The 12,388-nt window shown below is 39.6% G+C and carries 12 protein-coding genes; 7 read left to right on the top strand and 5 right to left on the bottom strand.

Annotation, left to right across the window (positions count from 1 at the left end):
* Nucleotides 1-4 precede the first annotated feature (4 nt).
* Nucleotides 5-1,531, bottom strand: coding sequence for a 2,3-bisphosphoglycerate-independent phosphoglycerate mutase (gene gpmM / locus BMY80_RS02590; RefSeq protein WP_093140645.1), 1,527 nt, complete (start codon nucleotides 1,529-1,531; stop codon nucleotides 5-7).
* 358 nt (nucleotides 1,532-1,889) lie between these two features.
* Here gpmM and BMY80_RS02585 point away from each other — a divergent pair, with 358 nt between their 5' ends.
* From BMY80_RS02585 to gpsA, 3 genes are all read left to right on the top strand, one after another.
* Nucleotides 1,890-2,339: a rhodanese-like domain-containing protein gene (locus BMY80_RS02585; protein ID WP_031578214.1), complete on the top strand. Its 450-nt coding sequence runs from the start codon at nucleotides 1,890-1,892 to the stop codon at nucleotides 2,337-2,339.
* 46 nt (nucleotides 2,340-2,385) lie between these two features.
* Complete coding sequence (gene secB / locus BMY80_RS02580; protein ID WP_031578215.1) at nucleotides 2,386-2,865, top strand: protein-export chaperone SecB; 480 nt, start codon at nucleotides 2,386-2,388, stop codon at nucleotides 2,863-2,865.
* A gap of 76 nt (nucleotides 2,866-2,941) precedes the next feature.
* The gene (gpsA, locus tag BMY80_RS02575) at nucleotides 2,942-3,940 is read left to right on the top strand and encodes an NAD(P)H-dependent glycerol-3-phosphate dehydrogenase (RefSeq protein ID WP_031578216.1); all 999 of its coding nucleotides are present in this window, start codon (nucleotides 2,942-2,944) and stop codon (nucleotides 3,938-3,940) included.
* A gap of 138 nt (nucleotides 3,941-4,078) precedes the next feature.
* On the opposite strand, the gene BMY80_RS02570 is transcribed toward gpsA, so the two are convergent.
* The gene (locus tag BMY80_RS02570; RefSeq protein WP_093140642.1) at nucleotides 4,079-4,663 is read right to left on the bottom strand and encodes a NifU family protein; all 585 of its coding nucleotides are present in this window, start codon (nucleotides 4,661-4,663) and stop codon (nucleotides 4,079-4,081) included.
* Between the two features lie 333 nt (nucleotides 4,664-4,996).
* On the opposite strand from BMY80_RS02570, the gene pckA reads away from it, so the two are divergent.
* Both pckA and greB read left to right on the top strand, forming a co-directional pair.
* Nucleotides 4,997-6,628 carry a phosphoenolpyruvate carboxykinase (ATP) gene (pckA, locus tag BMY80_RS02565; protein ID WP_425441290.1) on the top strand — a complete coding sequence of 544 codons (1,632 nt, stop codon included), beginning with the start codon at nucleotides 4,997-4,999 and terminating at the stop codon, nucleotides 6,626-6,628.
* Nucleotides 6,629-6,709: 81 nt separating this feature from the next.
* On the top strand, nucleotides 6,710-7,321 hold the full coding sequence (greB, locus tag BMY80_RS02560; protein WP_084155355.1) for a transcription elongation factor GreB: 612 nt from the start codon (nucleotides 6,710-6,712) through the stop codon (nucleotides 7,319-7,321).
* A 68-nt stretch (nucleotides 7,322-7,389) separates the two neighbouring features.
* On the opposite strand, the gene BMY80_RS02555 is transcribed toward greB, so the two are convergent.
* Nucleotides 7,390-8,172 (bottom strand): alpha/beta fold hydrolase, encoded by a 783-nt coding sequence (locus BMY80_RS02555; protein ID WP_093140640.1) that lies wholly within the window; start codon nucleotides 8,170-8,172, stop codon nucleotides 7,390-7,392.
* A gap of 251 nt (nucleotides 8,173-8,423) precedes the next feature.
* Between BMY80_RS02555 and BMY80_RS02550 the strand changes: the two genes are divergently transcribed.
* Entirely contained in the window at nucleotides 8,424-9,743 is a 1,320-nt protein-coding gene (locus BMY80_RS02550) for an ammonium transporter (protein WP_093140637.1), read from the top strand.
* Between the two features lie 156 nt (nucleotides 9,744-9,899).
* Here BMY80_RS02550 and hslO read toward each other — a convergent pair whose 3' ends face one another.
* A complete protein-coding gene (hslO, locus tag BMY80_RS02545; RefSeq protein ID WP_031578224.1) occupies nucleotides 9,900-10,856 on the bottom strand; it encodes an Hsp33 family molecular chaperone HslO in 957 nt (318 codons plus the stop codon).
* A gap of 31 nt (nucleotides 10,857-10,887) precedes the next feature.
* Entirely contained in the window at nucleotides 10,888-11,301 is a 414-nt protein-coding gene (gene hslR / locus BMY80_RS02540) for a ribosome-associated heat shock protein Hsp15 (protein ID WP_031578225.1), read from the bottom strand.
* A 120-nt stretch (nucleotides 11,302-11,421) separates the two neighbouring features.
* On the opposite strand from hslR, the gene gspC reads away from it, so the two are divergent.
* Complete coding sequence (gspC, locus tag BMY80_RS02535) at nucleotides 11,422-12,378, top strand: type II secretion system protein GspC (RefSeq protein WP_093140635.1); 957 nt, start codon at nucleotides 11,422-11,424, stop codon at nucleotides 12,376-12,378.
* Nucleotides 12,379-12,388 lie beyond the last annotated feature (10 nt).

The raw sequence follows: 12,388 nt of genomic DNA, 5'->3' as shown, positions 1-12,388 counted from the left end.
GTGATTATTTAACCTTGAATAATACCTTGCCGGTCATTTCAGACGGAGTTTCCATGCCGATTAAGTTCAGAATTGTTGGTGCCAAATCTGATAACTTACCGCCGGATACAGCTTCAGCTGAACGACCTACATAGATTAACGGAACAGGAAGGTTGGTGTGAGCAGTATATGCAACACCAGTTTCAAGATCCTTCATTCTTTCAGCGTTACCATGGTCTGCGGTAATGAGGCATTCGCCACCAACTTTCTTTAAAGAATCAACTACTCGACCGATGCAGGTATCAACAGCTTCACATGCCTTTACAGCAGCTTCGTATACACCGGTGTGACCAACCATGTCTCCGTTAGGGTAGTTACAGATGATTACATCATACTTGCAGCTTTCAATAGCGGCACAAAGCTTATCAGTGAGTTCGGTAGAGCTCATTTCTGGCTGTAAATCATAGGTTGCAACCTTTGGACTCTGGATAAGTTCTCTGTCTTCACCTTCAAATACAGTTTCAACACCGCCGTTGAAGAAGAAGGTTACGTGAGCATACTTTTCAGTTTCAGAGATTCTGAGCTGAGTCTTGCCATGCTTAGAAAGCCATTCACCTAAGGTGTTTACTAAATCTGATGGAGGGAATGCACAAGATGCCTTGATGTCAGTTGCGTATTCGGTGAGCATTACAAAGTTGATTGCAGGGCGAACTTTTCTTTCAAAACCGTTAAAATCGTCATTTGCGAAAGCTCTTGAGATCTGACGGGCACGGTCTGCTCTGTAGTTCATGAAAATCAGAGTATCTCCGTCTTCCATTTTAACTGGTTCACCAATAACAGAAGCTTTAACGAATTCATCGTTTTCATCGCGAGCATATGCGGCATTTAATGCGTCAGTTGCAGAAGCGAATGGTGCAAACTGAGATTCACCTAAAGTTATAAGGTTGTATGCCTGTTCAACGCGATCCCATCTGTTGTCGCGATCCATTGCATAGTAGCGACCTACCATGCTGGCAAATCTGCCGGTACCTAATTCCTGGAACTTCTTTTCGAAAAGATCAATTGAACTCTGAGCACTGCGAGGAGGAACGTCTCTACCGTCGGTAAAGGCATGGAAATAAGCCTTTTTAACGCCTTTCTTTGCGAGAAGATCAAAAAGTGCAAGAATGTGCTTTTCGTGGCTGTGAACACCGCCAGGTGACATAAGACCCATTACATGTACTGCCTTACCAGCTGCTACAGAAGAATCGATAGCCTTATTGAAAACTTCATTAGTGAAGAAGTCACCATCTTTGATGGACTTGGTAATGCGGGTTAAGTCCTGATAAACGATGCGACCGGCACCAATATTGGTGTGGCCAACTTCAGAGTTACCCATCTGACCGTCTGGTAAACCGACATCTTCACCAGAAGCGGAAATCAGAGTGTTAGCATAATCCTGAGTGAGTTTATCAAGAACTGGGGTTTTTGCATTTGCAACAGCATTAAATTCTTTAACAGTGTTGTATCCCCAACCATCCATAATGATGAGTGCAAAAGGTTTCTTTGCCATTTTATTTCCTAATATGATTACGTTGATTCAGTGAAAAAAATCTTGTCAAAAATTAAGTTTTAATACTCTGGTGCATATTTTACACTAATTTTGTCGTCATGATCTTTATGTATGCAGAAAATCTTTTTATGATACAGCCTAAAAATTGGTTATATTGCGTTCAATTTACCCAAAAAATCAGATCCCTGTTTTATTATTCATTATCGTTTTTTTGAAAAAAATGATTATTAGTGACGATTATTTTAAAATTTTTTCGCATGTGATAATATACCCCTCGGATCATTATGCTCAGTCAGTTTCGAGAAAGAACCGGCTGGGAACGGATAGGTTAAAACAGATACCAGGGCGTGTTTATTATATGGAATCTTTGGATTTATGGAATGAGCTAGTGTCTTTTGTCAGCAGACATCAGATTATTAGTTTGTTGTGGGTGATAACTTTAGGTTATGTTATTTACTATCAGACAATTATTTGGAAAGACGGCTTAAAACTGCTGAATTCCAGAGATGCTGTTGATATGTACAATCATGATCTTGCTGCTTTGGTTGATGTTCGCACAACAGAAGAGTTTATGAAAGGGCATTTGGCAGGAGCCGTGTCTGTTTCTTCTGAGGACTTGCTTGGTCAGAAGTTTTCACAGGTTGAAAGATTTAAAGATAAAACCATTGTTGTCATAGGCAAGGGTTATGATGACGTGACTGCCTATAAGTGTGCAAAGAACCTGAAAAAGAAAGGTTACAAGAGTGTGATACTTAATGGCGGAATGCAGGAATGGACGATTAATAATTATCCTGTGGTTAAGGGGTAATTTCAAATTCCGAATAGTTTGATGTAATTATATTAAGGAACATAAAATGGCTGATGAACAGTTAAATCCTATATTCGAAATTCTTCGAATTTACAATAAGGATATTTCTTTAGAAACTCCTAATTCACCTCATGTTTTCCGCAGTGAATGGAAGCCAGAAAGCAAGATCGATTTAGATATCAAGAATGATAACGTTGATCCTGAACATCATGTTTATGAAGTTAATTTAAGATTAACAGTGACCACAAAGAATGCTGAAGATAAGGTTGCATTCCTCTGTGAAGTTAATCAGGCTGCATTAGTTCATGCAGAAAACTTCGGTGAAGAACAGCTGGCTCATGTGCTCAATGCCACTGTTCCTAGCATTCTCTTCCCATATGCTAGAGAAAACATTAGTTCTTTAGTAAACAAGGCAAGCTTCCCTCCATTCATTTTACAGCCACTTAACTTTGATGCAATCTATATGCAGAGACAGCAGGCTCAGGCTGCAAAGGAACAGAAAGAAGAACAAGCTGAAGACAAGTAATATTTGTTTTTCTATGAACACAGGGCCTTGACTGGCTCTGTGTTTTTTTTATAAAAAATTCGTTTGGAGTTCGCAAATGAGTTATTCTATTTCTGTAATAGGTTCTGGTTCTTATGGCACGGCATTGGCTATTTCCCTGGCTCGAAATGGTAACAAGGTTCTTTTATGGGGACGAAACCAGAGTAAAATTAACAGAATGCAGCAGACTAGATCCAATGAGGACTTTTTACCCGGCATACTGTTTCCGGAATCTCTTGAACTTACAAGTGATCTTGAATTTGCTGTAAAAAACACAAATATATTACTTGTAGTAATTCCTAGCAGTAATTTTAGAAATGTGCTGCAACAGATAAAACCATTTCTTTCACCTGATCACAGGTTAGCTTGGGCAACCAAAGGGATAGAGGCAAAAACGGGAAAACTTCTCAGTGATGTGGTAAAAGAGGAATTCGGAAATAGTATTCCATTTGCCGTTATCAGCGGACCTACATTTGCAAAAGAGTTGGCTGCGGGAATGCCGACAGCTATTTCTGTTTCAGGTTCATGCGATGATTTTACGGATGAATTTTCAAGATTGATTCATTCAAGCAAAAATTTCAGAGTTTATAAAAATCCTGACTATATCGGTATTCAGATTGGTGGTTGCGTTAAAAATGTTATCGCCATTGGGGCTGGTCTTTCTGACGGCCTTGGTTTCGGTGCAAATGCCAGAACGGCACTGATTACGAGAGGTTTGGTAGAAATACAGAGACTTGGCAGGGCTATGGGGGCTTTGCCGAATACGTTCATGGGAATGGCCGGTTTGGGAGATCTCGTTCTGACATGTACAGACAACCAGTCGAGAAACAGACGTTTTGGTATTGCTTTAGGACAGGGAAAAACTGTTGATGAGGCAATTAAGGAAATCGGTCAGGTAGTTGAAGGTTATGACAATACTGAAGAGGTTTATCAGCTCGCCCAAAGATATAATGTAGAAATGCCTATATGCGAAGAAATATACAAAGTTTTGTATGAAGGTAAATCCGCGAAAGATGCTACCGCAACTCTGCTGTCACGAACTCAGAAGTCAGAATAGACTTTTATAATAATCTGATTGTCTGTTGGCGAATATCTAAAGATAAAGAACCATTTTATAAGGACTCTATAAGTTAGACATACCTACCGGAGTCGCGAAAATGGTCCTTTTTCATAACTACATAATCATACTTATGTATTATTTTGCGTATGTTTCGTCAGTGACTTCGTGGTCTGTCACATCGATAACTTCTTTAATCATGCCGGGGAATGCCTGTTTCAGGTTGGCTTCAATTCCCTCTGACAGTGTGATATTCACCATACTGCACCCTTTACATCCTCCTTCAAAACTGACTTTGACTACTCCGTCTTCGGAGACACTGATCAGCTTTGCGACTCCACCGTGTGCGGCAAGACTCGGATTGACAGTGGTTCTGAAGAACAGTTCTAACCTGTCATAGAGTGAGGCATTTTCGTCAAGCATTGATTTCTTTAGGTTAGGGGCTTTGAATGTAAGAGTACTTTTATTCTCACTGTTTGTTTTAAAGTCTATGACGGCACCTTCAAGGTAAGGCTGACTTGATACGTCAATAACCACATCAAAACCGTTGTAATTAAAAATGTCATCAGATCCTGTCACGGAGTTCTTGGGACAGTATAGAATTCCGCACTCTACTCCAGGAGTTCCCGGATTGGAAACGAATACTCTGATTTTTGTTTCTGGGGCCTGAGTTTTAAGGAGCTGAACAAAATATTCTTCAGCTTTTGGGGTAATTTTAATCATGTGGATCACCTGTCCGTATTATGGAAAATATTGTCTAGCAATACCGTAAGTAAATACATGCAAGATACCCAATCACATTATTTATGTCAAGATCGGGGACCAGACCGTATCAAATGTTAAATTTTAATGACTTGGTACTGAAAAAATAAATCCAGTGGAAAGATATAGATGTTGATAGAGAATGATTTTGTAATGTTTTCACTGATAAATCAATAGCGGAAAAAATAATCATTTCGCAAAGCATAAATTTTTACAATTTTTTGATTTATTTTTATAGACTAATTTGTTTAAATCTCTTAAAATCAGACATGTTTATTTAAATCTTCTTAAATAATTGGAGTAACCATAAAAATGGCAAAGTTTGATAAGTCAGTATTAGAAAAGTACGGCATTACCGGTACTACTGAAGTTCTTTACAATCCTTCATATGAAGTTTTATTCAACGAAGAAACTAAGGAATCTTTAGAAGGTTTTGATAAGGGTCAGGAAACCGAGCTCGGTGCTGTTAACGTAATGACCGGTGTATATACCGGCCGTTCACCAAAGGATAAGTTCATCGTTGATGACGAAAACTCTCACGATACCGTATGGTGGACTTCTGACGAATACAAGAACGACAACCACAGAGCATCTAAGGAAGCTTGGGTTGCTGTTAAGGATTTAGCAAAGAAGGAACTTTCTAACAAGAAGTTATACGTTGTTGATGGTTTCTGTGGTGCTAACAAAGACACTCGTATGAAGGTTCGCTTCATCGTTGAAGTAGCTTGGCAGGCTCATTTCGTAACCAACATGTTCCTCCGTCCTCAGTCAGAAGCTGATTTCGAACAGGAACCAGATTTTATCGTTTACAACGCATCAAAGGCAAAGGTTACCAACTACAAGGAATTAGGTCTTAATTCTGAAACTGCAGTAGTATTCAACGTAACCACCAAGGAACAGGTTATTTTAAATACCTGGTACGGCGGCGAAATGAAGAAGGGTATGTTCTCTATGATGAACTACTACCTCCCATTAAAGGGTATCGCTTCAATGCACTGCTCTGCTAACACCGATATGAACGGTGAAAACACCGCTATTTTCTTCGGTCTGTCAGGTACTGGTAAGACCACCCTTTCTACCGATCCAAAGCGTAAGCTCATCGGTGATGACGAACATGGTTGGGATGACAATGGTGTATTCAACTTCGAAGGTGGTTGCTACGCAAAGGTTATCAACTTAGATGCTGAATCTGAACCAGATATCTACAATGCAATTCGTCGTGACGCTCTTCTCGAAAACGTAACTGTAGATGCTAACGGTAAGATCGACTTCACTGATAAGTCTGTAACTGAAAACACCCGTGTTTCTTACCCAATTTACCACATCAAGAACATTCAGCGCCCAATTTCTGCTGGTCCAGCTGCTAAGCAGGTTATCTTCTTATCTGCTGATGCTTTCGGTGTTCTTCCTCCAGTATCTATCCTTGATAAGGATCAGACTCAGTACTACTTCTTATCAGGCTTTACTGCTAAGTTAGCAGGTACCGAACGTGGTATTACTGAACCTACCCCAACCTTCTCTGCATGTTTTGGTCAGGCATTCCTTGAATTACACCCAACCAAGTATGCTGAAGAACTTGTTAAGCACATGGAAAAGAGCGGTGCTAAGGCATACCTCGTTAACACTGGTTGGAATGGTACCGGTAAGCGTATTTCTATTCGTGATACTCGTGGTATCATCGATGCTATCCTTGATCACTCAATCGATCAGGCTGAAACCAAGACCATTCCATTATTCAACTTCGTAGTTCCTACCAAGTTAAACGGTGTTGACACCAACATCCTTGACCCACGTAACACCTACGCAAGCGCTTCTGAATGGGAAGTTAAGGCTAAGGATCTTGCTCAGCGTTTCATCAACAACTTCAAGAAGTATGAAACCAACGAAGCTGGTAAGGCTCTTGTTAAGGCTGGTCCACAGCTTTAATATGCTGTCTGAATACAGTTATTAACTGTTAATTATGAAAACCATGCTGACTTCAGCATGGTTTTTTCTTTGGAGGGTATTATGGCTTTTAAGTTTGTTACACCAGAGGGACATCAGCTAATTAAAAAAGAGTTTGATGAAATTTGGGAAAATATTCGTCCTAAAGTTGTGGAAAAACTGGCATGGGCTGCATCACTTGGAGATCGTAGTGAAAATGCTGATTATCAGTATAATAAACAGTTATTGCGTCAGATTGACAGACGGGTAAAGTTTTTGACTGATACCTTAAAGAATACTGAGATATTGGATCGCAGTGCTGATGGTATTAGAGATAATAAGGTCTATTTTGGTGCATATGTTGAAATTGAAAATGATGATGGTGAAATTTTGCATGTGCATATTGTCAATACAGCTGAAGTATATGGCAGAAAAGGGTTTATTTCGTACGAAAGTCCAATCGCCAGAGGTATATTGAATAAAACCATCGATGACGATGCTGATGTTATTACTCCTAAGGGAAAGGTAACATGGTATATCAATAAAATTTCGTATACTCCGGAAGAATGGTTTGGACCTATTGATAAACCTCAGTTTAATTTCTCAGGAGATCATGAATATGCTCCGGTTGAAATTTTAAGTGATGAAGAACTTAAGAAAATTAAGGATGAATATCTTAAGACGCTAGTTAAATAGTTTGTTTATTCTCTAAAGGCTCATTTATTAAAAGACGCTATTTTCTGGTTCTAATAGCGTCTTTTCTGTCAGTTGTAGTATTTGTCCAGAAACAGCTGTAGCTGTTCATTGAAATCAGATGTCTGGGTAATGAAGGGGGCATGGGAGCTCTGTTCGAATACTATGGTATGACTGTTTTCCTTGGTGCTCCAGATACTTTTAGTTGATGCAGGGCATAACCTATCCTTCAGACCGTACATATGAAGAGACGGACAGCTTATTCGTGATATGTTATTACGCAAATCCTCGTCCATCAGAGTTTTCAGTCCTGCTTGTAATTCATAGTACGAAGGTGCTGGAACTTCTGATATAAGCTGTTTGATAATTCTGATATCATCTCTCATTCTTTCTGAACCCATTGCCTGCAGACTTAGAAATTTATCTATAACCGCCTGACAGTTGTTTTGAGAAATAAGTGATGAGAATTTTTTTAGTAATTTTGCATCTGTTCCGGGCCATCCGGTTTCAGGTTCTGAAGTGAATCTTGGTGAGCATGAAACTGTTACAAGAGCCTTGATGTGTTTTGAATTTGTTATACAGAACTTCTGAGCAAGTATCCCTCCGAGAGACCAGCCAAGAAGTGCACAGTTTTCAGGAATTGTTTCTTCTAATGAGTTTACAATACCATCACATCTGTTTGCAGGAATACAGTTATTAATTCCATAACCTGGCATATCAATAAGAACAATTCTGTATTTTGATTTCAGAGATTCGACAATAGGGTAGAACACTTTACTGCAAATACCCCAGCCATGGATCATGGCTATGGTTTTATGATTATCTGAACCAATCACTTCTGTCTGTAGTTTCATGATGGTACCCTCCGATTTAAGTCATACTTATATTGTATGTTATTTATCTAATAAATTGGGCAATATTTGTGGAGTTTGTCGGACGACATCATGTAAATTAAATACTACATGTCCGTTTTGTCGGCTGTTTTAAAGAGTGCAGAAACTCTATCAGAACTTTATGATACTTCGTGATTATTAAAATAATTTGAGTGTTGGCAAAGATGTTGCATAAATGATCTCATGAGTTACTTAGTAATTTGGAGATCTGTATGAAGAATATTTTAAGAACAGGAATTCTTTCCTCATCAATACTGGGTTCGACAGTTGCTTTTGCAGAAGAAGCTGCACCGGAAGTGTCGAGTTCTGATAATGGATTTATAATGATATGTACCGCTCTGGTAATATTGATGTCTTTGCCGGGCATCGGTTTGTTTTACGGCGGTCTGGTAAGAGCCAAGAACATGTTGTCCATACTGGTACAGTCCGTTGTGATTTTTGCTGTAATTTTTGTACTGTGGACAATTTATGGTTATACGTTTGCTTTCGGAACAAACTCAAGTGGATTTTTAAACTATTTCATGGGCAATCTGGACAAGTTTCTCATGCTTGGCGTTACTCCTGATACAGCAACAGGTTCCTTATCAGATTTTACTTTCTTTTCATTCCAAGGTGCCTTCGCGGCAATCAGTTCGTGTCTGATAATAGGTGCTTTAGCAGAAAGAATCAAGTTCAGTGCACTACTGTTTGTAATAGCGTTCTGGTTTACTTTCTCATACATCCCTTTATGCCACATGGTGTGGGGCGGTGGATATATTGATTCAGCCTGGCATGCATATGACTTTGCTGGCGGTACCGTGGTTCATATCAATGCCTCTATCTGTGCTCTCGTCGGTGCGTTTTTCCTGGGCAAGCGTATAGGTTTCGGTCGTGAAAACATGACTCCACACAGCCTTGTTATGACCATGATTGGTGCTTCATTACTGTGGGTAGGCTGGTTTGGATTCAATGCAGGTTCAGAATTAACTGCCGACGGTACTTCTGCTCTGGCTTTTGCAAATACCTGTGTAGCCCCGGCCGCTGCAACACTTTCATGGCTTGCTGCTGAATGGGTTCTTTTAGGAAAGCCTTCACTGCTTGGTGCATGTTCTGGTGCGATAGCCGGTCTGGTTGCAATTACTCCAGCATGTGCTTTCGTTGGTGTGGGTGGTGCACTGATAATTGGGGCTGTTGCAGGTGTTATCTGCCTGTGGTCAGTTCACGTTCTTAAGAGAATGTTAAGAGTGGATGATGCTCTTGATGTATTCGGTGTTCATGGTATCGGTGGTATAACCGGAGCCCTTCTGTCAGGTGTTTTCTGTGCCCCTGCTCTTGGTGGCGTGGGTTATCATGAAGGATGGGAAACAATGCTCGGTCAATTCACAGGTCAATTCGCTTCTGTTGTTATATCAATTGTATGGTGCGGTGTAGCTTCTATCGCTGCCTTCTATATTGCCGGTAAGCTGTTTGGCGGATTAAGAGTTCCAATGGATGAGGAACGTGAAGGCTTAGATTTAACAAGCCATGGTGAAAGAGCTTACAATCTGATGTAAGTATCAACCTTGAAAGAAAAGGGAGAAAGTTTTCTCCCTTTTTTTTGTCTGCAATTGAATCGATGCAGGAAAAATGTAATTACAGATTATCGTGCCGTAATCATGCATTATGCAATGGAATGAGGCATGTTTAATTACCATGCACTGTTTTGCAATTTAGTGATGCTGATGTTTTTTGGCTTCTTTTATTATTTCAATAACATCGTCGTGTTCGAATGTGTAGGTTTTACGGCAGTAATGACATTCTGTTGTTATATGTCCATCCTGCTGAAGAATTGATGCCAATTCATCCGGGTTGAGGTGGGAAAGCATTTCTTTATAATGTTCCCGTGAACAGTTGCACTTGAATGATACAGATTTTTCTCTATCAGGGTAAAGTGTTACAGATTCCTGATTGTATAGTCTGTAAAGTATTTCTCTGTTGTTAAGAGAAAGAATTTCTGCCATGGTTGTTGTGTCTGTAAGAACAGAAACATGTTCAAAATCTTCCTTTTGTTTTGTCGGATTCTTTGTTGGAAGTGCCTGAATAATGATTCCTGCTGCTCTGCCTGAGTTGTTGGCATCACTGTATATCCATATTTTTGTTGGAACCTGCACAGATTGAGTAAAATAGTCTTCAAGACATTCAGCCAGCGAATTCTTGGAAATATCAATAATTCCTTTGTATGGATTGCCGACTTTCGGCATGATATCAATCGTCATGATTGAATCCCGAGTCAGCAGCTGGTTAAACGGAGTATTTTCATCAATCTTGCTGTCAAAAGAAGCCAGACCTCTGGTTTCGTTTCTTTCATTACTGTTTAATACGGCATATTTGAAATATTTTCCTCCGCCTCTTACCTGAAGCATGATTTCACCTTCAAATTTAAGTTTTGAGGCCATGAGGCATACCGCAACCTGCATTTCTGCAAGCAGATTCTGTATGCACTTTGGATAGGAATGTCCTTCAAGAAGTCCTTTTATGGCGTTGTTTGTCTGAACAATATCTCCATGCAGGTCATAGTCATTGAATTCAAATGAAAGAATTTTATCAAAACTGCTAAGAGCACTCTTTTGATTCAGCTCAGTAATTGTTTTGCTGAATTCTTCGTTTTTATCTTGTAATGTTGTCATGTCTGTCTCCTAGGCAATACGGGGTAATGTTTTATAAATCTGACTGATGCTTGAAATTTAACAGCTCTCTTCTCTGTTTTTTATCCGGCTTGTTTTCAGGATGAGGGGCAAACAGAACCTGCATACGGTGTTCTTCTGCCTGCTTTTCGCGACGGGAGATGCTTTCAGGAGTTTCCTCATACAGGGTTCTGGCTATAGCTGCTTTCTGTCTCTGATCACTCAGACCGAGGACCGTAATCTCGATTTTATTGAATCCCTGCCATAGCTCAATTTTGGCTCCGACTTCCACAATTCGCCCCGGTTTGGTGCGGTAGTTATTGTAGTGAACTTTTCCACCCTCTATCATGTCTTTAGCTATAGACCTTGTTTTGTAGAACCTGGCAGCCCAAAGCCATTTATCTAGGCGAATGCCTTTGTCTGTATCAGAGTTTTCAGTGTTAGCCATAATTCTCTTTTAGTGATTTATATAAAAAAACATCAAAAAAAATTGTTAAACATTTTACAAATTTAAAGCAATTTCGTACGATTATAGGATGTATGAATTTAATGTGGGGTGGAGTTTGTTATGATTTCTATAGAAACGCTAAAAAAACGTTTTTTTGAGAAAAAACAAAGCAAAGACTCATCAGCTGAAAATGCTCATACCAACGTGAATTCCTCAACTAAAAGCCCACAGCATCTTGACAGATATTATACAAAAATTTCTGCGTATTTGTTTTATCTTTTGACATTTGTAGTCTGCTATGAGGCAGCTGTCTTTTTTTGGCATAAAATTCCATATAAAAGTCCTGCATTAGCAGGTCTTACGCCTCAGGAGTTAAAGAAAATTCAATCTCCAGGAACCAGTGTAAAGTTGAGCAATTACAGTCTTTTTGGTGTAGAACCGGCAAATCAGCCTGTTCAGCAGAACAAGTCTCCAGCTGCCACGCGTTCAAAACTTGACGTAAAAATTACAGGTATTTCATACAGTTCAGACCCTAAGAGAGGGGCTGTGGTGTTTGTGATGAAGGGGATTGAAAATGTATATTCGGTAGGTGAAAAAATCGAAGGTACAAATGCCGTTATCTCTCAGATAAAACCACAGGAAATAGTTATCAATAATGCCGGTGTGGAAGAGGTTATCAAGTTACCTGAAGATATCTTCGTATCTGCGCCTTCCGAATCATCTCAGGCAAAGGATTCAAAAAAGAATCAGACATCAAAAATTGATAAAGGTGAGTTACAGACGGTTCGTACGGAATTACTCAGTAATCCTGGAAATCTATTCAATTACATAAATATTTCTCCAGCCCAAAAAGATGGAAAGATTATAGGGTATGAACTTAATCCTGGCAGTGAAGGGAAGTTGTTTATAGACGCAGGTTTAAAAGCAGGGGACATTGCTGTGGAAATTAATGGTAAGGACCTTACTGACAGTGCTCAGGCCATGGCTGTGATGGGGGAGTTGCAGAACATGACCCAGATAAATATAGTTGTAGATCGTAACGGCTCAAAAGAAACAATCGTTTTAGACATTCAGTAAACGGTGAATA

It is taken from the genome of Ruminobacter amylophilus (assembly GCF_900115655.1).
GTDB lineage: Bacteria > Pseudomonadota > Gammaproteobacteria > Enterobacterales > Succinivibrionaceae > Ruminobacter > Ruminobacter amylophilus.
The sequence above is the reverse complement of the archived record's forward strand: the minus strand, read 5'-3'. Positions and strand labels throughout refer to the sequence as shown.